Below are 25105 nucleotides of genomic sequence, written 5' to 3' on the forward strand. Positions count from 1 at the left end.
TATCGGATGTATCCCGATCTTCAGTCCTTGCCCATTTTCCTGCCGATCCTGCTGGTAGCGGTGATAACAGGGATTTTCGGACTCATTAACGGATTTATCATTTCCAAGCTTAAAGTAACCCCTTTTATTGCTACCTTAGGGATGATGATCATTGTCTATGGACTTAACTCCATCTACTTCGACCGGCCGCCCTATGGTGCCCAGCCCATCGGCGGATTGGATCCAAGATACATGCGATTTGCCCAGGGCAGCATCAACATCGGAGGCTTCATGCTGCCCTACCTGGTGATCTATGCCGCCATTGTTACGGGACTGATTTGGATTTTATGGAACAAGACCCGGTTGGGAAAAAACATCTATGCCATTGGTGGAAACCCTGAAGCGGCAGCCGTATCCGGAGTGAATATTGTAAGAAATATTCTGCTGATCTATATGATTGCAGGGGCATTATATGGATTTGCAGGGGCCTTAGAAGCAGCCCGTGTAGGAAGTGCTACCAACAATACAGGAAACATGTATGAGCTGGATGCCATTGCAGCCTGCGTTGTGGGGGGGGTATCCTTCAGCGGCGGTATCGGTACCGTTGCAGGAGTCGTTACCGGAGTATTGATCTTTCAGGTTATCAACTATGGTCTTGCCTTCATTGGCGTAAATCCCTATCTGCAATATATCATCAAGGGATTAATCATCATCACTGCGGTAGCCATTGATACCCGCAAGTATATCAAGAAAAAATAGCTTGTTTTGTTAGGGGGACCACCATGATAGAAACTTTGAAAAACTATTTTATAGAAACCTTTCAAGAAAAGGATGGGTGCTATACCTTTTTTGCGCCGGGTCGTGTAAATCTTATAGGAGAACATACGGACTATAACGGCGGTCATGTTTTTCCTTGTGCTTTAAGTTTTGGAACTTATGGAATTGCCCGTAAAAGAGAGGATGGAAGGCTGAGATTCTTTTCCAAAAACTTTGAAGCCCTAGGTGTAATTGAAACAAATCTTGAGGATTTAATTTTTGATAAAAAACATGATTGGGCAAACTATCCAAAGGGAATTGTAAAAACCTTTCTAGATGCAGGATATGTTATCGATAAAGGCTTTGACGTACTATTTTATGGCAATATTCCTAATGGGGCCGGATTATCCTCCAGTGCTTCAATTGAATTGGCAACAGGTGTATTGTTAAAGGCATTGTTTAATCTGGACATAGACATGATTGAAATCGTAAAGCTCAGCCAAAGATCAGAAAACGAATTTAATGGCGTCAACTGTGGAATTATGGATCAGTTTGCCTGTGGGATGGGAAAAAAAGATCATGCAATTCTGCTGGATACAAACACCTTAAAATATGAATATGTTCCCGCAAAGCTAGAGGGAATCTCCATTGTGATTGCAAATACCAATAAGCGGAGAGACTTGACCGTCTCCAAATACAATGAAAGACGCAGTGAATGTGAAAGTGCATTGGCTGCGCTGAAGAAGGAGCTAAATATCTCATCCCTAGGGGATCTTACTGAAGAAATCTTTGAACAGTATGTCCATTTGATTGAGAATGAGGTGCAAAAAAAGCGTGCAAGACATGCAGTCTATGAAAATCAGCGAACCATCAAAGCAGTAAAAGCCCTTACAGCAGGGGATATTAGGCTTTTTGGTAAATTAATGAATGATTCTCACAGGTCTTTAAGAGATGATTATGAGGTTACTGGAACAGAATTGGATACATTAGTATATGCAGCATGGGAAAATGGTGCCATTGGATCTAGAATGACCGGAGCTGGTTTTGGTGGATGCACCGTTAGCTTGGTATATAACGATAAGATTGACGCTTTTATCAAAGCGGTGGGTAAAGCATATGAAGATAGAATTGGATATAAAGCTGATTTTTATGTAGCTTCCATTGACGATGGAGCACGGCAAATATAGTTAGTACAGCGAGAGACGGTTTTCCTCGTCTATAAAAACAATCTCTCGCTGTGCATATAGATTTTGGATATATTGAAAGAAACGTAGGGAACGGCCCCTGTGGAGTTCCGGAAAATATAATATAATATCTTTGACTTTGTTTTAAGAAGGAGGATAATCTATGGCAGTTTTGGTATGTGGTGGAGCAGGGTATATCGGTTCCCATTGTGTATATGCACTGGTGGATGCGAAAGAGGATGTAGTCGTAATCGATAATCTGCAGACAGGACACAGGGATGCTGTTCACTCTGATGCAAAGTTCTATCAAGGGGATATTCGGGACAAGGAATTTCTAAATAGGGTCTTTGAAGAAAACCAGATTGAAGCAGTTATCCATTTTGCTGCAAACTCTTTAGTGGGTGTGAGTATTCACGAACCTCTCACCTATTATAACAACAACGTATATGGAGCTGTAGTTCTATTGGAGACTATGGAGCGGCATGGAGTCAAAAAGATTGTTTTCTCATCTACTGCGGCAATCTATGGCGAACCTGAAAATATACCGATTTTAGAGACGGATAGAACGAAACCTACCAATCCCTATGGTGAAACGAAGCTGGCAGTAGAAAAAATGATGAAGTGGGCAGACGAGGCTTATGGAATCAAATATATTATTTTAAGATACTTTAACGTGGCAGGTGCTCATGAAAGCGGGAGCATCGGGGAAGACCATCGCCCTGAAACTCATTTGATTCCCCTTATTTTACAGGTTCCATTAGAGCAGAGAACCCATATCACTGTTTTTGGCCAGGACTACGAAACGCCAGATGGCACATGTATTCGGGATTATATCCATATAATGGATTTAGTGGATGCTCATATCCTGGCTTTAGGCAAATTAAGGGAAGGAGGAAACAGCGCAGTATATAATCTGGGCAACGGCGAAGGCTTTTCTGTTAAAGAAGTGATTGAAGCTGCCAGAAGAGTAACGGCACACCCTATTCCCGCTGAGCTGGGTGAAAGAAGGGCCGGAGATCCTTCAAGACTGATTGCTTCTAGTGAAAAAGCAAAACAGGATTTAGGCTGGAGCCCAAGGTTTAATGCTATAGAGGAAATCATAGCATCGGCTTGGAAGTGGCATCAAAGCCATCCCCAAGGTTTTAAGAAATAAGAGGTGACAGGCCTATGAATATATATATTGAAATTAAACGTCTGCTAAACTATGGGATACAGAAAGGACTAATTGCTGCGGAGGATGAAATCTACGCACGGAATAGGATTCTAGAGGTTTTACAGCTGGATGAATATGAGGAGCAGGAGATAGAAACAGAGGTGCTGAAGGAACCGCAGCCGATTCTGGACAGATTGTTGGATTATGCTTATGAGAAGGGAATTCTAACCGAGAATACAGTAACCTATCGTGACCTGCTGGACACGAAAATCATGGATTGTCTCATGGCCAGACCCAGTGAAATTATCAAAAAATTCTGGGAGGATTATAAGGTATCTCCTTTAACTGCTACAGAGAACTATTACAGACTCTCCAATGCATCCAACTATATCCGGAGCCAAAGAACCAATAAAAACCTAAGCTGGAAAGCCAGTACGAGATTTGGAGATCTCGATATCACTATTAATCTCTCTAAGCCGGAAAAAGATCCAAAGGCCATCGCTGCTGCTAAGAAAATGAAATCCAGTTCCTATCCCCTATGTCTTTTATGCAAAGAAAATGAAGGCTATAATGGTCGTATCAATCATCCTGCACGACAGAATCATAGAGTGATTCCTATTCGATTGAATCAGGAGGAATGGTTTTTACAGTTTTCTCCCTATGTGTATTATAATGAACATTCCATTATATTTAAAGGTAATCATGAACCGATGAAAATTACTAGAGAAACTTTTCAACGGCTATTGGAGTTTGTAGAGCAGTTCCCCCATTATTTTATTGGGTCTAATGCAGATCTGCCCATCGTAGGTGGATCCATACTGTCCCATGACCACTATCAAGGGGGAAATTATACTTTTGCAATGGAAAAAGCCCCCATATTGGAGGCTATGGCTGTCAAAGGTTTTGAGAATATAGAAGTAGGAATCTTAAAATGGCCTTTATCGGTGATACGGATTCGACATAAGAATTGGAATCCTTTGGTAGAATTGGCAGACCATATTTTGGCATCTTGGAAAAATTATAGTGACGAAGAAGTAGATGTTTTAGCCTATTCAAAGGGAGAACCTCACAATACGATTACACCCATAGCCCGATATAAGGATCAGAAGTTTGAGCTAGACCTCGTGCTGAGAAATAATCGTACTAGCGAAGAGCACCCATTAGGGATCTTTCATCCTCATAGCGATGTACATCATATCAAGAAAGAAAATATTGGACTGATTGAGGTGATGGGTCTGGCAGTACTGCCTGCAAGATTGATCGAAGAATTGGAGCTGCTGAAGCAGTGTCTTCAGGGAATAAAGAATATTGATGGGTGTAAAGATATGGAGAAGCATATACCCTGGTATTATGCATTAAAGGATAAATACAGAAAAACCGATATTGATTTTGATGAAGTGTTGAAGGCTGAGGTTGGGAAAATATTTGAAAGAATTCTTTGGGATGCGGGTGTTTTTAAGCAGGACCATAAGGGCATTGAAGCATTCCGTCGGTTTATATACTGTCTAAGTAGGTGATGAGGTTGATTTTGAAAGAAGAAGTATATCAAAAAGAAACCAAAACTTTAAAAACGATTACCATAGAAAACAAACAACGCATGGCGGTGAAATTGTTGAATTATGGTGCCACTATTGTTGAGCTTATGGTTCCGGATCGAAATGGAAATGTGGAAAATGTTGTATTAACCTATGAGAATATTGGAGATTATCTGGATAATCCTTCTTGCTTGGGGGTTACCCTAGGAAGGACTTCAGGGCGGATTGCCAATGGAAGCTTTACCTTAGACAAAAAGGTATATAAGTTGACAAAGAACTTTGGTGTAAACCAGGGCCATGGGGGATTGAACAACTTCAGCCGCCAGGCGTGGGATTATCGAGTTAAAGCAAATAAGGATTCTGCTACAGTGGTATTTCACTACACCAGTCCCCATATGGAAGAGGGCTATCCAGGAAATCTGAATGCACAGGTAAGCTATACACTGACGGAAGAAAATGAACTGCAAATTGAGTTCGAAGGCTTTACAGATCAAAAGACCTTATGCAATCTGACGAACCACTCCTATTTCAATCTGTCAGGCAATTATCGCCGGAAGGTGACGGAACAGAAGCTAAGAGTCAAATCTGATCAGTTTTTGGAACTGAATGAAAGCCAAATCCCTACAGGACGATTTATAAATGTAGATCAAACACCTATGGATTTTCGAGAAATGAAAGCAATTGGAAAGGATCTAGAGAAGGATTATGAACAATTGCGAAGAACCAACGGCTATGATCATCCATGGATGCTAAAAGACGCAGATGATCAAATCGAAATGCTGGATGAGATCAGCGGAAGAAAAATGACCATAGCCACTACTTACCCGAGTGTAGTTATTTATAGTTATAACTATCCTAATGGGGAACTGTTGAAATATGGAAAAGTAGGAAGCAAATACGACGGCATATGCTTTGAAACGCAATATGAACCCGATGGGATCAACCATAAACATTTCCACCAAGGAATATTAGATGTGGGAGAGCACTATTATCATAGAACAGTTTACAAATTTTCAACGATTCAGGAGGGTGGAACGTGTATCTTGGTGTAGATTATTACCCTGAGCATTGGCAAGATCACATGCTGGAGGAGGACTTGCAGCGTATTCGGGATATGGGGGCGAATATCATCCGTATCGGAGAATTTGCATGGCATTTGATGGAATCTGAAGAAGGAAGGTATGACTTTTCCTTTTTTGATAAGGTTGTTGAAAAAGCTAAAAACCATGGGTTGAAGGTGATGTTTGGTACACCTACAGCTACCTTTCCTGCCTGGCTGGCGAAAAAATATCCTTCCATTCTATCAAAGGACGAGTATGGACATACAAGGGTCTTTGGGGGGAGAAGGCAATACTGTTACAACTCTGATATCTACAGAGCCTACAGCGGAAAGATTGTAGAAAAGCTGGTACAACACTACCATGACGAAAGCAATATCATTGCATGGCAGATTGATAACGAATTTGGACATGAAGGAAGCGACCTGTGCTACTGCCACCAATGCCACGAGAAGTTCCAACAGTTCTTAAGAAATAAATATGAAAATATAGAAACTTTAAATAAAGTGTACGGAACCATATTCTGGGGCCAGACCTATAATGATTTTGACGAGATTCCAATGCCGCAGCCTACCATTACTACCCATAATCCTAGCTTGCGACTGGACTGGGCCCGGTTTCGATCTCACTCTATCAATGGCTATGGAAAAATGCAGATTGATCTGGTGAAGGCTCTGAAAGGAGAGCACCAAGAGGTTACCCACAACTTTTATGGGGGTTTCTTTGAAAAAGCCTATGATCAAAATGTGATGGCTGAGCACTTGGATTTCGCATCCTATGACAACTATCCTGTATGGGGAGGGCTTCGGGAACCATTAACGCCAGCCCATATTGCCATGACCCATGATTATATACGGGGATTGAAAAACAAAAATTATTGGATAGTAGAAGAGTTGATGGGTGCCCAAGGGCACAATGTGATTGGTTATCTGCCTCGACCCAATCAGGCAAAAATGTGGGCTTATCAGGCCATGGCCCATGGCTGTGAAAATCTGTTGTTCTTTCGCTGGCGGGGTATGACGAGAGGCGCCGAGCAATTCTGCCTTGGAATCATCGACCAGCATAATGAAAAGGGACGTAAATATGAAGAAGTCCGATCCTATATGGAGGATATACGAAACTATGAGGATGTAATCAAAAGCAAAATCCGATCAGATATTGCGGTACTGTACGATTATGATAATACTTGGTCCTGGTATACCCAGCAGCAGTCTGTGGCTTTTAATTTCACCCAGGAGCTTGTGAGGCTATACACGCCCTTTTATCAGCTAAATACCAATATCGATGTAATCAGCATCCAGAAGGATTTTTCTCAGTATAAAGTATTGCTTGTCCCGGTGATGCAGATTATCGATGAAGACCTAGGACGCCGGTTTGAGGAATTTGTTCAAAAGGGCGGTACCATTATTTTCTCCTTTAGAGCCGGGATTAAAGACCGAGACAACAATTTGCATTTTCAGAAGTTTTATCCCTGCTACATTGACCGCATGGCCGGTATAAAAATATTAGAATCTGAGTCCCTTCAAGAGGGGCAAGAAGTAAATATCATAGGTCAGGGAATTTGTGAAGGAAAAGCAGGTAACTGCGGCGTTTGGAGAGATTTGATCACTCCAGAGTCTGCTGAAGTGTTATATAGATATGATGATAAGTTTTACCATGAATATGCCTGCATCACAGTAAACCCCTATAAAGGAGGCAGGGTTTACTATGTAGGAGGCGGTGTAGACGGATATATTTTAGAGGATATTGCCAGGACAGTAGTTGCGGATCAAGGGATTCGAATGATGGACGCTCCAGTTGGATTGGAAATTATGATACGGGACGTAGACCAAGAGGAGTGGTTGATCCTCAATAATCATACCGATGATGAGATTGTCTATAAGGGAATCAGAATGTTGCCTTATGACAGTAAAATCCTTAAAAGGTCTGAACTAAAATCTTAAGTTCTGCATTAAATGAAGATTGTCCATTGAAAGGAAGAAGCATATGGCTACCATTAAAGATATCGCGAAAAAGGCTGGCGTATCACCTGCTACTGTATCGAGGGTTCTCAATAATGATATAGGACTTTCTGTTGCAGATGATACAAGAAGAAGGATTTTTGAGGCAGCAGAAGAACTGGATTATAAGACACTTAAGGAAAGAAATCGGAATATAGAGCGACGAATCAACCTGGGGATTATTCATTGGTATTCACCAAAACAAGAGTTAGAGGATCCATACTATCTGTCTATACGTAAAGGAATCGAAAGAGAGTGTTTTAGTAGAAAAATAGAGATTACTACAATATTTAAAAATGACGACAAGTATACAACCCATGAATTGAAGGATATTGACGGGGTTATTGCCATCGGGAAATTTAGCAAGGAAGATATCGAAAATTTTTCGGTCTACTCGAAAAACATTGTTTTCGTTGACTTTTCGCCGGAAGGAATGATTCATGATTCGGTAGTAAGCGATTTTAGAACCACCGTATGGAAGCTGCTGTCCTATCTATATGACCAGGGACACCGTAAAATAGGATATATCGGCGGAAAGGAATATGTGGGAAGGAATAAAGAGGTCATAAAGGATGAACGGGATACCACCTATTATGAATTCGTAAAAGAAAAGGGAATTTTCGACATAGAGCAGATCTATTTAGGCAAATTTACCGCAGAAAGCGGCTATCAGCTGATGAAAAAAGCCATCGAAAAAGGCTCTTTGCCTTCTGCGTTCTTTTTAGCCAATGACTCTATTGCCATAGGAGCCATGAAGGCCTTTTATGAGGCGGGTATTAACGTACCCAATGATGTAAGTATTATCGGCTTTAATGATAATCCTACCTCAAAATATCTCATGCCTCCCTTAAGTACAGTTAGAATACACACTGAATTTATGGGAATAACTGCTGTGGGATTATTGCTGGAGCGGATTCATCATAACCGTGAAATTGTGAAAAAGGTCACTATACCTTCAGAACTGATCCTACGTGAGAGCAGCAAGTAAATTGCTGCTTTTTTCTTTTTTGATCTTAGAATCTATTAAAGTACTTTCTGAAATATTAGCTTAATAGGATATGGCATCATTTAATTTGCAGCTTCCAGTGTATATATTTATTGTTGCGGGACAAATACTAGAAACATAGTTATGCATGCATATGGAGGTAGGACTCTTGAGATTTTTAAATAGACTATTGAATAGTGTTCATGGTCAGCATAGAGAAATTGAGCTGGTGGATCAGGGAAACAAAAAGAGACATCATCTGTCCAACGACCTCAGTATCAACAGAGATTGTCTGAAAGAAATACTTAAAGAAATGGATGATATTGTCTATAGGGAAATAAAATTAGGCACTAGAGAGGCCTATTTAGAGGCCGTATTAATTTATGCGATAAATTTAGTAGACATAAATATCGTCAACGAAAACATCATTCGACCGCTAAATGCATATTATCTATCGAAGGCAGAACACAGCTGCAAGGAACCTTTGACAGAGGCCGATATTGGTGAGATCGTTAATATCAGCAGAATAAATAATGTAACAAGCTATGGGGATTTGGTTGAAGGAATTTTATCAGGAAATACGATACTTCTTATGGATCAGTGTGAGAAGGCGCTAGTGTTTAGCAGCCAGGGAAGAAAAGCAAGAGATGTAGAGGAATCCAGTGTAGAGAGTCTTGTCCGTGGTCCAAGAGACAGCTTTGTAGAGAGCATTCAAGCAAATATTGGGTTGATTCGCAGCAGGTTAAAGACCCCCTCATTAAAGGCAAAAAAGAAAATCATTGGAAGTGAAAGCAGGACAACTGTCTATGTGCTTTACATAGACAATATTGTAGATCAGCAGCTATTAGACAATGTCATAAAAAAGCTGGATGATATCCAGATTGATGGCATTTTCGAAAGCGGCTATCTGGAACAATACTTGGAAAAAAGCTCATATTCACCTTTTTCACAAATGCAGATTACTGAAAGACCCGATAAGGCATGTGCCAATCTACTGGAGGGCAGAGTGATCATATTAATCGATGGAAACCCTCAGGCTTTAATCCTTCCAATCACTTTTTTTCAGCTATTTCAATCTCCGGAAGATTATTATGAGAGAATTCTGTTTGGAAATTTTATTAGGTTGTTGCGATATTTAGGATTTATCATTGCAACTTCCTTACCCTCCATTTATATAGCACTGATTTCCTTCCATCACGAAATGATTCCCATGGATTTGATGTTGCATTTATCCAAAACCAGGGCTCAGGTGCCTTTTCCACCTGTTGTAGAAGTCCTGCTTATGGAGGGTACCATAGAGCTGTTGCGGGAGGCCAGTGCTCGTTTGCCCAACACCATTGGACAAACCATTGGGATTGTGGGGGCGATCGTTATTGGAGATGCAGCCATTACTGCGCATCTTGCCAGCCCTACCATGATCATCGTAGTAGCCATTACAGCAATTGGAAGCTATGTGCTTCCCCACTACAGCACTTCTTATTCTTTACGATTGATACGGTTTCCCATTATCCTGATGGCAGCCACCTTTGGGGCTTTCGGTATCATTATCGCATGGACCTGGATTATTGTCCATTTATGCAGCTTGGATTCTTTTGGCTATCCATATTTTTCACCATTGGCTCCCTTTGATAGAGGCCTGAAAAAGGATGGGATTTTTCGTGGGGCATTATGGCGTCTTGGAGAAAGTGCAAACACAGCCAATAAAAAGAATCAAACTAGGTGGTGGAGAGGGGGCTTATAGAAAATGTATCAAAAGTACAGCGATGGAGAAATTACTGCTATTCAGTCATTTGTTATTTTGATTAGCATAATGATTGGTACAGGAGTCTTGACCTTGGCTAGAGTAGTGGCAGAAGTTTCCCGACAGGATGCATGGATTTCTGTCATTCTCAATGGGATATTTATTGCTTTTATGATGATGATCATTGTTTACATGATCAGCCATTTTCCAAAACATAATTTTGTTCAATATACCAGCTGTCTGTTGGGTAAACCGCTTGCCTACATAGTTGCATTTAGTTATGTAATATACGCCCTGCTAGTCACGGCTACAGTGGTTCGCATACTTTCGGAGATGGTAATTACTTGGCTTTTAACCAATACACCCTTATGGATTATTAATTTGATCATCGTTATAACGATAGTCTACATGGTGAAAAACGGAGTGACCGCCTTAGCCAGGTACAATGAGGTCATTATATTTATGTTAATTCCCTTCTCTTTATTAGTGCTCGTAGGCTTGCCGGAGGCATCTATCATAAACTTGAGACCTGTGGGAGGTACGGGAATCAGCACTATTATAAAGGGTGCAATCCCTTCTTTTTTTTCTTATGCCGGGTATGAGGTGCTTTTAGTTTATTATCCCTACATTTCCGACAAGCAAAAACCTATTATGAGGAATTCAGTGGCGGCCGTACTGCTGGTAACCTTGTTTTACACTGCCACTGTAGCAGCACAAATCGCTTTATACGGACCACAGGAAATACAACATGTTTTATATCCGTCAATTACCTATCTGACTGCAGTTGAATTTCCAGTCATTGAGAGAATGGAGATATTCTTTACAATATTTTGGGTATTTACGGTTTTTGGCACGGCAGGCATACAGTATCTAGCGGGATGCATACTGCTGCAAAACATTTTCACCACGGAGAAAATCCATCTCTTCGCATATGGCTTGGCACCAATAATCTTTCTGATTACAATGCTTCCTCAAAACACAAGAGAAGTAGTAGATTTAGGAGATAAGGTAGGAAGAGCTAATGTTTTTTTCGGACTTGTGTTTCCGCTTGCTATATTTATCCTATATTTCATCAGGAAGGAGAGTCTTAAGCATGAAAGGAATCATTAAACTGTTTATAATCATTTTGGCAGCATTTTCCTTAACCGCTTGTTGGGACTCTATTGGACTGGAAAGGTTGCTGCTTGTATATGGACTTGGAGTAGATATCAGTAAGGAAAATCCTGAAAATTATTTGTTTACAATTGGATTTCCTACAATCATTGAGGAAGCTTCGGAAAAGAAAATGCAACTTTCGGTAGAGGCACCATCTTTTGGTGGGGGTAAATGCAATCTTCAGCAAAAAGCATATCGCAGAATTTCCTATGACAATATTAAGATGGTTGTATTTGGAGAAGACGCTGCAAAGCGAGGTATTCAGCTCCATGTGGACTCCATGTATCGAGAGCCGCTTTTCAGAGGATCTACACGCTTTATTGTGGTAGAGGGGAGAGCTGTTGACTTGCTTTCCTTGAATCCGCCTGCTGCTTTAATTGTAAGCAATTTTTTGCATGAATCCATCCAACAAAATTATGAATCAACGAAAATACCTATTACAACCCTGCGGAGCTTTAGCCATGAATATTATACCGACGGTATCGAACCGGTTATGCCTTTTATTCAATACGGCGCCAATAGACAAGAGCTGAATTTGGACAGTGTAGCGCTGTTTAATAAAGATAGACTTGTCTATAAGTTGCATAAAAGAGAAAGTATAGCCTTTATGATATTGAGAAATGAAATTCATCAAGGGATCTATCCCTTTGATTACAAATCCAAGGATCAAAACAAAAGAGAATTCATAGCTATTAACATAAAGGGCGGGAACAGTAAAATTAAAGTAAAACTGGAGGATACTAAACTACATATCGATCACAATATTCATATCCATTGCAGCCTTGGAGAGTATACGCCTGAAGAAAGGGTATTTACAAAGGAAAAACTGGAGCAACTCCAGGATTATATTGCCAAGGAAATCGAAGCAGATTTAAACAGGACATTAAAAATACTGCAAAAAGATTTAAAAAATGACAATATTGGTTATGGGAAACATGTTAAAGCCCAGTATCCTGAGTATTTTGACAGTGAGAACTGGAATGAACAGTTTTCCAAAGCCATTATTAAGATCAATACTACCGTTAAAATTAAAAACATAGGAATTGCACAATAAGATAGGGGTAAAGCACTTATAAAAATCTAGGCTTTGTACAAAAGCGCCAATTTGTCCTGTTACAGAACTAAAGGATATAGCCGTTATTTTGTTGGATAAGGTTTTATTTTATCTTTAAAGCTGCTTGAGTCCTGGCATCATCAAAAAATCATGGTCTATTGATAGGCCATGATGATATGTCTAAAGTGATTTGCAGGTTCGTATTCTAGGGTCATCTGCCAGGCAGCAGATTCGGTTATATTCTGCCTGAAAGCCATTTACATTTTCAAGAGGCTCCTCTAAAAAAGATATAAAACTGGAAAGGGAGGCGTTTAAAAGATTTTGATTTAAGCTGTATATGCTCCGCTGTCCTTCTTTAGCATCATCAACAATTCCTGCATGCTTTAGTATTTTCAAATGTTGAGAGATTCTGGGCTGACTCATGCCTAAGGTTGCTTCCAGTTCACAAACATACATCGGTTTATGGGCAAGGAGACGAATAATTCGTATCCGGGTAGATTCCCCTAAAGCTTTAAATAAGGTTTCAAAATCCATACTTTAAACCTCCAAAATTATAAAAATAAGAGTGAATACAGAACTAGTTTAATTGAAACCATACAGGGAGATTGCCCTGTATAGCTGATATTATTTCAACAGGAAAATTATTGCCTAAAAATATGTAATTTTATACTTTTATTGATCTTATTATATAAAATGTAATTATAAAAGTCAAAACACCTATAGGCTATTGGGTGAAAGTCTGTTCAAAATATGAAAAAAAACCGCTAATGGAAGGTATTTTGGGGTACAATAGAATATATCAAAAAACAACGGGAAATGAGGTGCTGCTATGAAAAAATTTTTGATATTATTATTTGCACTTATGTTACTAACCGGGTGTAGGGAAAAGACTCCCGGGGGAGCAGGCGACAAAGAATATACGTTACAGGACTATTTCCCCTTCGTAGAAAATACATTGTACATCTATGGCGGGGAGGGAAACGAGTTTGCAGAAAAGCAAGTGTTTTTTGACTATATTCGGGGAAATCGGGCACAGCTTCGGGTGATCAATCCTGGGACCATCATGGCACAAGTGATTGAAATAGAAGGGGGAGAAATCCGCCGGTCCATTTCAAAGGAAGAACATTATCACTTCGAAGACATTACAGCAGCGGCTAAGGAAAAGACAGATATTCTCTTAAAGGAACCCCTTGAGAAGGGAAACACCTGGACTTTAACTGATGGGATGGAGCGAAGCATCACGGGAGTAAATGTGGAGGTAGAAACCCCTTCAGGCACCTACAGGGCAATCGAGGTTGTTACGATCATGGGTGAGAACACTAAGCAGCTGGATTATTATGTAGCAAAGATCGGTCATGTTAAGTCTGTATTCCAATCTACAGATTTTGAAGTAATTACAGAGTTGGAACGAATGATCAGGAACCAACCCCTGGATTACAGCATGACACTATTCTTCCCTGATTTAACCAGAGAGCAGCAAGTGTATGTAGAAAGAAATATCCCTATTGAAACCAACGAGGATATAAAGAAAGTGTTTGAGGCTCAGTTGAAAAATCCGCCGAACCGGGATATTACTGCACCTTTAAGCCCAAATACCAGAATACTGGAGATTCTTCGCAACGAAGATGAAGACCTGGTAGTAGTTAATTTTACCAAAGAGTTCGTACAGGAAATGAATGTAGGTTCCTACAGTGAAGGTCAGATATTGGAGAGCGTTGTAAATACCTTTGGAACAAATTATAATGTCAGAAGAGTCATGCTTCAAATCGAAGGCAAGCCTTATCAGTCGGGGCATTTCGAAATGAGGGATGGAGAGTATTTTACGATTAATCCCGAAAAGGCTAAGGCCTATGGAGAGTAAACAAAAATCCTGCGGAAGCAGGATTGAGGGTGACGAAAAAAACCTCCTAAGATCTTCGCGACTCTGTGACGAGGCCACTTTCTCTGAAATAGCAAGTTGAAAAAAGTCACCCCGTCAAAGTCGCCTATTGCAGACCACTCTAATTTTCGGATTGAAATAAGAATATTATGAAAATTATGGAGTTGAATAGAGAAAAAGGATTTAAGGAGAATAGGATAGGGTAGTATATGATAATAAATATTAAAAAGTATGTAAAAACAGTGGATATAATAGACAGCCCTAAAGATGATTATTAGACCGAAACAAGAAAAATGTTGAAAGGAGAGAGTAATCATGACAGAAAATAAAGTGAAAAGTATTGGCGCGGAAAAAACAGCTGCATGGGCAGAGAAAGCCTGTTGGGATCCGGAAACAAATGTGACGGTACCCAGTGAAAAGGCTGTAGTAGAGGCAAAAGAATGGGTAGAAGAAAATCAAAAGTAGCTGTTTTGAAAAGTCATACCTTCTCAAAGGGGTATGGCTTTTTCAGTTTTTATTCCAGCATTTCTGCACATAATATTCAAAGAGGTGATATATAAATGATCGGAGATGAGGTCGTACTTCACAGTGGCAACAAAAACCTTGCTGAATGCTTAAAGATTGCAATACTGTCTACCTATTTAGGAGCGCCCATCCATATCCATGCAACAGGATTAAGAGGAATTGGCAAAACAACGATGATCCGTGGAATGAGAGGACTTCTGCCGCAAATTGAACGTATCAAAGGCTGTGAATTTAACAAATCGTGGGATTTTATTTATCGATGAAATCAATCGATTGGCCGATACCTCTCTTCAAATTACGGACATTTTGTTAGATGTGATGGGTACAAAGCCTGGAAGACTGCAGATGGAGGAGACTGGCTTAACCTTTCAGGAGTTGCCTGTCAGTATCTCTGTATGGGCTGCTTCAAATCCAGACGAGGAGCCGGGCCATTTAAAAGCTTTGCTAAATAAAAATAGAGCAGATAAAATCCGGATATCATTTTGGAAGAAATCCTATAAATGCTCCCGGCAAGGATACCTGCCATCTTGGAGAAGGCAGCATGGTTCATTTGAGGTGGCTTAGACCAATTTATAGGGGGTTGACCGATGATCGACAGGCAAGCCATCATACATCCAAGGGGCAGGCTCATCGGCTTAAGCATCAGGATGATGTCGGCCAGGTCATAAAACAGCTAAAGGAAAACAGTGGGTTGGAAAAAGAACATAAGAGGTATGGTTTGAGGATGCCAGAAGCATTGAGGCAAAGCTAAGACTGGTAAACGAGTATAACCTTGGCGGCGTAAGCTATTGGACGATTGGCAGATATTTCCCACAAAATTGGCTAGTTTTGCGGGCCCTTTATGATGTAAGAAAAGTGCTGTCATAATTTTAAGTGTCACAAGCTCTGTTTCTATCCTGAGGGTAGAGTACAGAGCTTGTTTCAATATACTACATTAATAATAAATATTCTTAATCCAATCTCTTCGAATTTCCCACAGAGCAGCCTGATGGGATTCTGAAACAATAATATTTTGATCAAATAGTCTATCCCAGCTTTTTTTGATTATCGTTTTCAAATGAGGATAATAGTTTTTCATATATGCATCCGCTTCATTATGGATTCCATATTGTCCTAAAAGAGCAGCGAATTTTTGTGCATCATTTTCATCCTTTGGTATGTAGGAAAGATTCAGGATTCGGTTCCATTTCATCTGATCAAAGAGGAGGGCTTGCTCTGCATCCACTTTGATTTCTAGTATGACACAACCGGATTGGTGCCCTATAAATTTTGGATCAGTAAATGCCCAAATGGGGAATTCTGCTCCTTGAGGCTTAGGAACCAGCTGCTCAGCCCGAGGAATAAACCATGTGTATGCTTCTAAAAAAATATTAGCGACTTCTCCATATTTTTTTGCAACAAACTCTTTCCTTGCATGATAAATTCCCTTTTCATTCAGTATATCCCAAACAATTTTGCTTTGAGATGTCCAAAGTATAATTTTTCCGTTGTCACAGCTTGTCTTCAACACTGATAACCTCCGTGTCTATAGGATTCTAATCGTATAATACTTTCACAAGCCATTCTTTTTTTATCTCCCATAAGGTAGCCTGCGTCAGAACATCACTTTCCTCAGAAATTTCAAAGATTCTTTCCCAGCTCTTAATAATTTTATTCTTTAGCATCGGATAAAAATTTCCTTTATGGCTCATATATAAAGCGGATTCATCTCCTATACCATTCTTTTTTAGTTCTTCGTTATGCTTTTTTTCATCTTCTTTATCTAAGGGTACGTACCAATAGTTTACTACATATCCCCATTTATCAAAATCAGTAATGACTACATGCTCCCTTTCTACTTCTAGTTCTAAAATAACCGTATCCTCAACAGGCTGAAGCATAGTATCTGAAGAGGTAGAGAGCCAGATAGGATATTGAACACCCTCGGGACGGGGGACAATTTTCTCTGCATGAGATATATACCAGTCATATAGATGGAAGTAATAGCTGGAGATTGTATCGTTTTTTGCTAAAATATATTCTTTTTTTACATGGTAGAAACTTTTTTCTTCTAGTTCCTTTAATACATCTTTATGCTATCTCGTCCATAATTTTATTTTATCATGTGTAGGTTTTTGAATACTTGCCATATAGATCCTCCTTCATTGAAGAGATGTTTAAAATATAACTATGATTATAGTATAACTGACTAGAGTCCATGAGAATAGAAGATATAGTCAGAATATTAAAATAAGATGTTTGGAATTTATTTGCCTAGTAGAAAGTAACACTTGTCCCCCCTAAAGCATACTGTATATTAGATAAAGAACAAGAATAAAGAATCAATGAAATCATGGAACCAAATTATTTTTAGGACATAGATTAATAGTGCAAAGGGAATGAACTTTGGAAGGAGGGTAAAAGAAAAATGGAATATGGTTATTTGTTAAATCCTATGATTATGGAAAAGACGCATTATGAAAAATTTCAAGAGTATATGAAACAGTATGAAGGTGCTTCAGAAAGACAAATCATGGCTGAAATCATGAGGGTTCGTGGCGAAGTATCACAGGATGTTCTGAATGCTCACCTCAAGAACTTAGAGCTTATGGGCAATATGGAAGGATTTGGAAATGAGCAGATTAGACAGAGAATTGCCATGATGAAAAATGCACTGGCAGCAGGTGCTCCTGCCGCTTCAAGCAGAACCATAGAGACAGCCCAATTTTTTGGAGGCAGCAGTCTATTGCTCTGGTTCCTGCTGCTAACCGCAATTTGGCGCAGACCATTTTTCGGAAGACCTGGTTTTGGTCGTCCGGGATTTGGATTTCCGGGATTCTGGTAATAAAGTTCTAAAGAAATCAGAGATCTCCATCCTTGCATGGAGGTCTTTTTTTTGGCCTAAAACTAATCATGATTACTAAATAAACAAGTTTACAAAATTAACAAAATAGTGATATAATTTAGTAAAATTTATGGTATAATTAATAATTATTCATTGTAAGAATTTTTTAAAAAAGGCGCAGGAAGCATGCAATACCTTTGCATTGAAGTAGCATTTAAGTAGCAAATTCGAGTAAAAAAATTCAAATACCTGATAAATATTAGTGAGGAGTTGATAATATGCATTGCTGTGGAGGAAAGAATAAGAAGATTGAAGATGCCAGTGAGACCAGTATTGATGTGAAAAAGCTAGATCCTATATTAGACAAATATCGAAACCTATCCGGCAGCTTGATCACTATACTGCAAGAAGCTCAGGAACTATACGGATATCTTCCGATGAAGATATTACGGTATGTAGCTGATCAAACAAATACGAAGGCCGCAAAGGTGTATGGCGTGGCCACCTTTTATACTCAATTTCGGTTGAAGCCTGTAGGTGAGTACTTAATTATGCTCTGTCAAGGCACTGCATGCCATGTAAATGGTGCGAAGGCCGTTGAGAGTGCTATATGTGAGGAACTAGGAATTCAGGAAGGAGAAACTACAGAGGATCATTTATTTTCCCTAAACAATGTAGCCTGCTTAGGATGCTGCAGTCTATCCCCTGTTATGATGATCAATGGAGAGACTTATGGCAATCTTACACCAGCAAAAGCGAAAGAGATTATTAAAGAAATCAGAAATAAACATGAGGAATCAAAGGGGGCTTAGGCATGAGGATGATTGTGGGATTTGGCAGCTGCGGTATGGCTGCCGGAGCTGGAAAGGTTTATGCTGAAATAGAGAATGAAATCAAGAAACATAAATTGAAAATTGATTTACAGATTACAGGCTGTATCGGAATGTGTTATCTAGAGCCTATTATAGATATTATCAATGATCAGGGGATCAAAACTACTTATGTTAAGGTAACCCCAGAAAAAATAAGGGAGATCATAATAAAAGAAGTCATTGAAAAAGATGGAGGCAATCCATATCGAATCGATCATGAGGATAGACTCATATTAGAAAAACAAAAGAGAATTGCTACAAGAAACTGCGGCATTATTAATCCTGAGGATATTCATCAATATATCAATAGAGGTGGATATGCAGCCATCGAGAATTGTATTCGAAATAAGACTCCGGAGGAAATCATTGAGCAGATAAAAATATCAGGGCTTCGTGGCAGAGGGGGAGCTGGCTTTCCCACCTGGTTTAAGTGGAATGCAGCTCGGCAGTCTGTAGGAAGCCCTAAGTATATTGTTTGTAATGCAGATGAGGGTGATCCTGGTGCATTTATGGATCGCAGTATTTTAGAGGGGGACCCCCACAGCTTAATTGAAGGTATGCTTCTAGGGGGCTATGCGATAGGAGCAGAAACAGGTATTGTATATGTTCGAGCAGAATATCCCCTGGCAATTATTCGATTAGAAAAGGCAATTCAGCAGGCTAAAGAAAAAGGCTATTTAGGGAAAAATCTATTTGGGGAAAATCGTTTTAATTTTGAATTAAAAATCAAAGCCGGTGCGGGTGCTTTTGTCTGTGGCGAGGAAACCGCACTCATTGCTTCTTTAGAAGGAGAGCGGGGTATGCCTAGACTGAAGCCCCCTTTTCCAGCCCAAAAAGGATACTGGCAAAAACCTACTAATATAAATAATGTTGAAACCTTTGCCAATGTGCCTTGGATTTTAAACCACGGCGGTGATGCTTACGCAGCATTGGGAACGGAAAAAAGCAAAGGTACGAAGGTTTTCGCCCTCACTGGAAAAATTAAAAAAGGCGGCTTGGTTGAGGTACCTATGGGTATGCCGCTGCGGGATATTATTTTTGAAATTGGCGGCGGTATCTTGGAAGATAAAGCATTTAAGGCGGTACAGATGGGAGGACCCTCTGGCGGATGTATTCCTGCAAGTCTGTTAGATACACCTGTAGAATATGAGTCCATCATGAAAACAGGGGCTATCATGGGATCTGGGGGAATGGTAGTCATGGATGAAACTACCTGCATGGTCGATATGGCCCGCTTCTTTCTGGATTTTACCCGGAAAGAATCCTGTGGAAAATGTATTCACTGTCGGATTGGAACGAAGAGAATGCTGGAAATCCTTAACAGAATCTGCGAAGGTGAGGGGAAGGATGGAGATATTGAACTACTTGAAGGTCTCTCAATACAAATCAAAGAGGGTTCCCTCTGTGGACTTGGTCAAACAGCTCCAAATCCAGTATTAAGTACCATACGATATTTTCGGCAAGAATATGAAAACCATATTTATGAAAAAAAATGTACTGCAAAACAATGCAGTAATTTAATACGATATGTAATTATAGGAGAAAATTGTGTTGGTTGCGGAATCTGTAGAAAAAACTGCCCCACAGATGCCATAAGTGGTGAACGTAAGGAAGTTCATCAGATTAATACTGAAAAGTGTATAAAGTGCGGAAAGTGCAAAGAAGTCTGTCGTTTCAACGCAGTAGAAATTGAATAAAGAGAGTTAGGGGGAAATATATGCCGTACGTACGTTTGAATATAAATGGTAGGGAAATTAAAGGATTGAAGGGACAGACCGTCCTCGAAGTGGCAAAGGCCCATGGTATTGAAATACCTACCCTTTGCTATGATGAACGGGTAGAGGTTTATGGTTCCTGTGGATTATGCGTAGTAGAAGTTGAGGGAAATCCCAGACTGTTAAGAGCCTGTGCTACGGAAGCCAGTGACGGAATGGTTGTACAAACCGATACAGCACGGGTAAGGACATCAAGGAAGACTGCTTTAGAGCTATTATTGTCTGATCACGTAGGGGATTGCAAAGCTCCCTGTACCTTAGCCTGTCCTGGAAATACAGATTGCCAAGGTTATGTGGGCCTAATTGCCAATGGAGAATATCGTGAGGCACTGGAGTTAATCAAAGAACAGCTGCCACTGCCGGCCAGTATTGGCAGGATATGTCCTCACCCTTGCGAAACAGCATGTAGACGTCAGTTGGTGGAAGAGCCGGTATCTATTGCATGGCTTAAGAGCTTTGTGGCAGATATTGACTTAAAAAGCGAAGATGTTTTTATGCCAGAAATCAAGCCACCTACAGGGAAAAGGGTAGCTGTTATTGGCGGAGGACCGGGAGGACTAACTGCAGCCTATTATCTAGCCAGAGAGGGGCACAAGGTGGCAATTTATGAAGCCATGCCTGAACTGGGAGGGATGCTGCGGTATGGAATTCCTCAGTATCGTCTGCCTAAGGAGGTATTAAATAAGGAAATTGGTATTATAGAGAAAATGGGTGTAAAAATGCTCACAGGAATCAGAGTAGGCACCGATGTAGATCTAAGCTATATTCGAGAGCATTTTGATGCTGTATATGTTTCAATTGGGGCATGGAAAAGTGCAAGGCTAAACTGTCCTGGAGAAGATCTGGATGGAGTGATCGGAGGCATAGAATTTCTAACTAAATTTGCCATTAATCAGCCCATTCGCACAGGGGATCGTATCGCAGTAGTAGGGGGAGGCAATACGGCAATGGATGCTTGCCGTACAGCTATTCGATTGGGAGCAAAGGAAGTCTATGCCTTGTATCGTAGAACGAAAGAAGAAATGCCCGCTTCTCAAGTGGAAATCAAAGAAGCAGAAGAAGAAGGCATTACCTTTAGGTTCCTTGTGGCACCGATTGAAATCGTTGGGAAAGAAGGTAAAGTCTCTGCAATAAGATTGCAGAAGATGACATTAGGAGAACCGGATAAAAGTGGTAGAAGAATGCCTGTTGCTATTGATGGAGAAGAAGAATTGATAGAAGTAGATTCAGTGATTGCTTCTATCGGACAGTTAGCAGATGTGAAGGGCTTTGAAAATATTCTTATGACAGAGAGAGGAACGATTGCTGCAGACGAAAACAGCTTTCTGACAAATCTTCCAGGTGTTTTTGCAGGAGGAGATGCTGCTAATAAGGGTGCCGGTATTGCCATCGAAGCGGTTGGTGATGCCAAGAAGGCTGTAGAAGTGATCAATAGATATTTAGAAGGAGAAGTAGTACCCTACAAGAAGCCATTTTACGTGGAACGCCATGATTTAGGAGCGGAAGACTTTTTTGAAAAAGAAAAAGCCTATCGACCGCAAATGCCCCATCTGCCGCCGGAGATCAGAAAAAGAAATTTTGAGGAGGTTGTAGCAGGCTACAGCGAAGAAGCTGCAAGACAGGATGCTATGAGATGCCTTGAATGTGGCTGCCATGATGTTTTTGAATGCAAGCTTTTAGAATATTCAAACCAATATGAGGTTCAACCGGAAAGATTATCTGGAGAAGTGCATAAACGAAGTGCAGATGATGGACATCCTTATATAGATCGAAATAGCGATAAGTGTATATTATGTGGATTGTGCATCAGAATTTGCGATGAAGTGATGGGGGTAGGTGCTCTTGGACTAGTGGAGAGAGGCTTTGATGCCATCGTAAAGCCTGCCTTGGATATGCCTCTGAAAGAGTCCTCCTGTGTTTCCTGCGGCCAGTGTATTAGTGTGTGTCCAACGGGAGCATTACAAGAAAAGCTCAGAATTCAAAAGTCTGTTCCGATAAAAACACAGCAAACCGATACAGTTTGTTCTTATTGCAGTGTGGGTTGTAATATCAACCTGAATACGAAGGGGAACTTACTTGTAAAAGCTCTTCCGGTAAAAGAACATACAGTAGAAGAAGGGTTGCTTTGTGTAAAAGGAAGGTTTGGATTTGACATCGCAAAAGGCGAAATGCGTATTAAGCATCCCCTTGTTCGTAAAGAAGGTGTACTGCAGGAAGTATCTTGGGAAGAGGCTGTGTTATACACCGCCAAGAAGGCACAGAGTTTAGCGCTGCTCTACGGCAGCAGTTCATTGGCATTATCCATTTCAGACCGTTACACCAATGAGGAAATCTATCTCGCAGCCCAGCTGGGGAAAAAAGTGCTTAATACAAGTAATATATGTTCCTTTAACTATGTAAAGAGTGGACTGAAGGATGTACTAGGCTACGATGCTTCAACCAATACATTTGATGAACTATTGGCAACAGAGGTAATACTGCTTATTGGATCAGATATTATGCGGGATCACACCATCGCAGGATTGAAAATCAAGAAAGCTGTAAGACAGGGAGCAAAACTGATTGTGATGAATCCCTTTGATTCTATGGCCGACGAATGGGCATACAAGAAAGTTAGCATTGAAAATGACCTCTCTTTTTTAAAGCAAATGGTCAAAGCATTAATTCAAGAGGGCTTTTCTCCACTAGAAGATAGGGTATCGGGCTTTGAAAGCTTAAAAAACAGTCTGAACAATATTGCTGTGGGAAAAGCAGTTAAAGAGATTGCACAAATCTATGGTAATGCCAAGAAGGCAATGATCGTTTTTGACCAAAGCTTTGTGACTTCTGATGGAGCTAAAATGATAGCAAATATGGCTGTAATAGCAGGACACGTAGGAAAACCGAGAAGCGGAATCATTCAGTTAAAATCAAAAAACAACAGTCAGGGTCTAGTGGATTTAGGTATTCATAAAGACCCGCTTGAAATCGAAAAAGGTATTCAGCAAGGTGAGATTAAGGGTCTGCTCGTGTTTGGAGAGGATATACCGAAGATAGACCTAAGCCCGCTGAATTTCCTAATGGTGCAGGATGTGTATCTAACAGAAACAGGGCAGAAAGCGGATGTAGTTTTGCCTGGAGTCAGCTTTGCTGAATCTAGAGGAACCTATACCAGTTCAGAAAGAAAGATTCAAAGGCTTCAACAAGCGATAGCACCTGTCAGCGGATTGGAAAACTGGCAAGTAATGATTAAACTTGCAAATGCTTTAAGCAATAATATTAAGTATAGAAGTCCGAATGAGATTTTCCAACAAATTACTTTGAATATCCCGGAGTATTTTAAAGCAAACAAAGCAGGACAACGCAGTGTATTTTGGCCAGTAAATGAGAGTCCTGTATTGTATACAAGAGGATATAACTTTGAGGATCGGAGGGCAAGACTTCAGATCGTAGGAGAGGGAAAAATCTTTGATAAAAAAGAGATTACGGACTGTATGGAGAAAAAATTTTCAGATGTATTATTGGAGGATAATCTCATATAGCAGTACAAGCAAAAAAGACCTGATTTCGGGTCTTTTTTGCTTGTACTGCTATATGGATGCAGTTAAGTCAATTTATTTTTTTCCATAAGCTTCGACTATTTGCCTCACGTATTTTACTGTTTTTTCAACAGCTTCTTCTATAGAATCGGTCATTAGCCTATTCATGATTCTGGACAGCATACCCTGGTATACCAACAGTGTTATTTCACTGGCTTCTTGAACATCTTCCGGACCTAAAAAGCCTTCCTTAGCACAGGCTTCAAGAATTGCTGCATTTCTATCATATATATTGGTTCGCATCATCATGGGAAGTAAATCTGAGGTTTGTTCGCCTAATTCTTCCGGAAAAATAAGGTAGTATTCCTTTATTGCATCCTTTAAAGATATACTGAAACGGTTGAAGAAAATGGTAAAATACATTTTTGGATTATTGTAGGAGTAACGACAAAAGCATTCCCAAATAAGGAGATAGCGATCTAAAGCATTTTTTGCCCCCTTTGTATAATTAGGCAGATCCATTGCATAGTCCTTTAAATACTTCATGGACGCAAAGAAGATGAGATGATCGATGTTTTCAAAATAATTATAAAGAGTAGCACTATTATAGCCTGCCAAATCTGCGACCTTTCGAATGGTCAGAAACTCAATTCCTTCCTCTTCAATAATTTTATGGGTAGCTTCAATAAAATAGCTCATCATACGTCTTTTTTGAATTAGCTTTTTATCAATTCGTTTTTGCATTTACTTCACCAACTGTTCTAGAATTTATGTAAGTAATAACTATTATAGCACATCTGAAGAGTAGAGTGTATTAGATTTGCTGGACACGTAGAAAGGTTGCTATAATAAACATAGAAAGGACGTGTTTCAGCTATGAGTAATAAAAAAAATTTACTGATGACTATAAAAAAGAAATGGTGAAGCTTATTACTGAATTAGGCAAAAAACCAACTGATGTAGCCAGAGATATCGGTGTTACTCCTACTACAATTAGAAGGTGGGTAACGGAATATAGCTTACATGGAGAAGATGCTTTCCCAGGGAAGGGAAATCTTCGACCATTGGATGCAGAGCAAAAAAGACTAGAAAAAGAAATTAGAGATCTTAAG

22 protein-coding genes and 2 pseudogenes are annotated in these 25105 nt (G+C 40.0%); 20 read left to right on the forward strand and 4 right to left on the reverse strand.

Annotation, left to right across the window (positions count from 1 at the left end):
- From mglC to BUB56_RS16005, 10 genes are all read left to right on the forward strand, one after another.
- The coding region (mglC, locus tag BUB56_RS15960) for a galactose/methyl galactoside ABC transporter permease MglC (RefSeq protein ID WP_110942280.1) at positions 1 to 738 on the forward strand (738 nt) is incomplete at its 5' end.
- A 23-nt stretch (positions 739 to 761) separates the two neighbouring features.
- Complete coding sequence (locus BUB56_RS15965) at positions 762 to 1922, forward strand: galactokinase (protein WP_110942281.1); 1161 nt, start codon at positions 762 to 764, stop codon at positions 1920 to 1922.
- Between the two features lie 160 nt (positions 1923 to 2082).
- On the forward strand, positions 2083 to 3072 hold the full coding sequence (gene galE / locus BUB56_RS15970) for a UDP-glucose 4-epimerase GalE (protein ID WP_110942282.1): 990 nt from the start codon (positions 2083 to 2085) through the stop codon (positions 3070 to 3072).
- Positions 3073 to 3086: 14 nt separating this feature from the next.
- On the forward strand, positions 3087 to 4589 hold the full coding sequence (gene galT / locus BUB56_RS15975; protein WP_110942283.1) for a UDP-glucose--hexose-1-phosphate uridylyltransferase: 1503 nt from the start codon (positions 3087 to 3089) through the stop codon (positions 4587 to 4589).
- 11 nt (positions 4590 to 4600) lie between these two features.
- A complete protein-coding gene (locus BUB56_RS15980; protein ID WP_190014622.1) occupies positions 4601 to 5659 on the forward strand; it encodes an aldose epimerase family protein in 1059 nt (352 codons plus the stop codon).
- Complete coding sequence (locus BUB56_RS15985) at positions 5644 to 7608, forward strand: beta-galactosidase (protein ID WP_110942285.1); 1965 nt, start codon at positions 5644 to 5646, stop codon at positions 7606 to 7608. The genes BUB56_RS15980 and BUB56_RS15985 overlap by 16 nt, the downstream gene beginning before the upstream one ends.
- 43 nt (positions 7609 to 7651) lie before the next feature.
- Positions 7652 to 8653: a LacI family DNA-binding transcriptional regulator gene (locus BUB56_RS15990; protein WP_110942286.1), complete on the forward strand. Its 1002-nt coding sequence runs from the start codon at positions 7652 to 7654 to the stop codon at positions 8651 to 8653.
- A 166-nt stretch (positions 8654 to 8819) separates the two neighbouring features.
- Entirely contained in the window at positions 8820 to 10391 is a 1572-nt protein-coding gene (locus BUB56_RS15995; protein WP_242946405.1) for a spore germination protein, read from the forward strand.
- A 3-nt stretch (positions 10392 to 10394) separates the two neighbouring features.
- A complete protein-coding gene (locus BUB56_RS16000; protein WP_110942287.1) occupies positions 10395 to 11501 on the forward strand; it encodes a GerAB/ArcD/ProY family transporter in 1107 nt (368 codons plus the stop codon).
- Complete coding sequence (locus tag BUB56_RS16005; RefSeq protein WP_110942288.1) at positions 11485 to 12600, forward strand: Ger(x)C family spore germination protein; 1116 nt, start codon at positions 11485 to 11487, stop codon at positions 12598 to 12600. The genes BUB56_RS16000 and BUB56_RS16005 overlap by 17 nt, the downstream gene beginning before the upstream one ends.
- Positions 12601 to 12780: 180 nt before the next feature.
- Here BUB56_RS16005 and BUB56_RS16010 read toward each other — a convergent pair whose 3' ends face one another.
- Complete coding sequence (locus BUB56_RS16010; protein WP_110942289.1) at positions 12781 to 13134, reverse strand: ArsR/SmtB family transcription factor; 354 nt, start codon at positions 13132 to 13134, stop codon at positions 12781 to 12783.
- 295 nt (positions 13135 to 13429) lie between these two features.
- Here BUB56_RS16010 and BUB56_RS16015 point away from each other — a divergent pair, with 295 nt between their 5' ends.
- From BUB56_RS16015 to BUB56_RS16035, 5 genes are all read left to right on the forward strand, one after another.
- Positions 13430 to 14461, forward strand: a complete 1032-nt coding sequence (locus tag BUB56_RS16015) for a GerMN domain-containing protein (protein WP_110942290.1) — start codon at positions 13430 to 13432, stop codon at positions 14459 to 14461.
- Between the two features lie 333 nt (positions 14462 to 14794).
- Positions 14795 to 14944, forward strand: coding sequence for a CDIF630_02480 family spore surface protein (locus BUB56_RS16020; RefSeq protein WP_110942291.1), 150 nt, complete (start codon positions 14795 to 14797; stop codon positions 14942 to 14944).
- Positions 14945 to 15039: 95 nt separating this feature from the next.
- A complete protein-coding gene (locus tag BUB56_RS16025) occupies positions 15040 to 15267 on the forward strand; it encodes a hypothetical protein (RefSeq protein ID WP_110942292.1) in 228 nt (75 codons plus the stop codon).
- On the forward strand, positions 15212 to 15568 hold the full coding sequence (locus BUB56_RS16030) for a hypothetical protein (protein ID WP_190014623.1): 357 nt from the start codon (positions 15212 to 15214) through the stop codon (positions 15566 to 15568). The genes BUB56_RS16025 and BUB56_RS16030 overlap by 56 nt, the downstream gene beginning before the upstream one ends.
- A 16-nt stretch (positions 15569 to 15584) precedes the next feature.
- A complete protein-coding gene (locus BUB56_RS16035; RefSeq protein ID WP_190014625.1) occupies positions 15585 to 15755 on the forward strand; it encodes a hypothetical protein in 171 nt (56 codons plus the stop codon).
- 183 nt (positions 15756 to 15938) lie between these two features.
- Here the strand turns inward: BUB56_RS16035 and BUB56_RS16045 are convergent, their stop codons facing one another.
- Together BUB56_RS16045 and BUB56_RS16050 are read right to left on the reverse strand one after the other, a co-directional pair.
- Complete coding sequence (locus tag BUB56_RS16045; RefSeq protein ID WP_110942295.1) at positions 15939 to 16514, reverse strand: DUF3841 domain-containing protein; 576 nt, start codon at positions 16512 to 16514, stop codon at positions 15939 to 15941.
- A 25-nt stretch (positions 16515 to 16539) separates the two neighbouring features.
- A pseudogene (locus BUB56_RS16050) lies at positions 16540 to 17067 on the reverse strand (DUF3841 domain-containing protein); the annotation flags it as partial.
- Positions 17068 to 17411: 344 nt separating this feature from the next.
- On the opposite strand from BUB56_RS16050, the gene BUB56_RS16055 reads away from it, so the two are divergent.
- The 4 genes from BUB56_RS16055 to BUB56_RS16070 all read left to right on the forward strand — a co-directional run bounded on the left by BUB56_RS16055 (position 17412) and on the right by BUB56_RS16070 (position 23996).
- Positions 17412 to 17828 carry a hypothetical protein gene (locus BUB56_RS16055; protein WP_110942296.1) on the forward strand — a complete coding sequence of 139 codons (417 nt, stop codon included), beginning with the start codon at positions 17412 to 17414 and terminating at the stop codon, positions 17826 to 17828.
- Between the two features lie 278 nt (positions 17829 to 18106).
- Entirely contained in the window at positions 18107 to 18640 is a 534-nt protein-coding gene (nuoE, locus tag BUB56_RS16060; protein WP_110942297.1) for an NADH-quinone oxidoreductase subunit NuoE, read from the forward strand.
- A gap of 2 nt (positions 18641 to 18642) precedes the next feature.
- On the forward strand, positions 18643 to 20397 hold the full coding sequence (locus BUB56_RS16065; protein ID WP_110942298.1) for an NADH-quinone oxidoreductase subunit NuoF: 1755 nt from the start codon (positions 18643 to 18645) through the stop codon (positions 20395 to 20397).
- A gap of 20 nt (positions 20398 to 20417) precedes the next feature.
- Positions 20418 to 23996, forward strand: coding sequence for an FAD-dependent oxidoreductase (locus BUB56_RS16070; RefSeq protein ID WP_110942299.1), 3579 nt, complete (start codon positions 20418 to 20420; stop codon positions 23994 to 23996).
- A gap of 72 nt (positions 23997 to 24068) precedes the next feature.
- Here BUB56_RS16070 and BUB56_RS16075 read toward each other — a convergent pair whose 3' ends face one another.
- Positions 24069 to 24737, reverse strand: coding sequence for a TetR/AcrR family transcriptional regulator (locus BUB56_RS16075; protein ID WP_242946406.1), 669 nt, complete (start codon positions 24735 to 24737; stop codon positions 24069 to 24071).
- A gap of 155 nt (positions 24738 to 24892) precedes the next feature.
- On the opposite strand from BUB56_RS16075, the pseudogene BUB56_RS16080 reads away from it, so the two are divergent.
- A pseudogene (locus BUB56_RS16080) lies at positions 24893 to 25105 on the forward strand (transposase); the annotation flags it as partial.

This window comes from Geosporobacter subterraneus DSM 17957 (assembly GCF_900142145.1).
Lineage (GTDB): Bacteria > Bacillota > Clostridia > Peptostreptococcales > Thermotaleaceae > Geosporobacter > Geosporobacter subterraneus.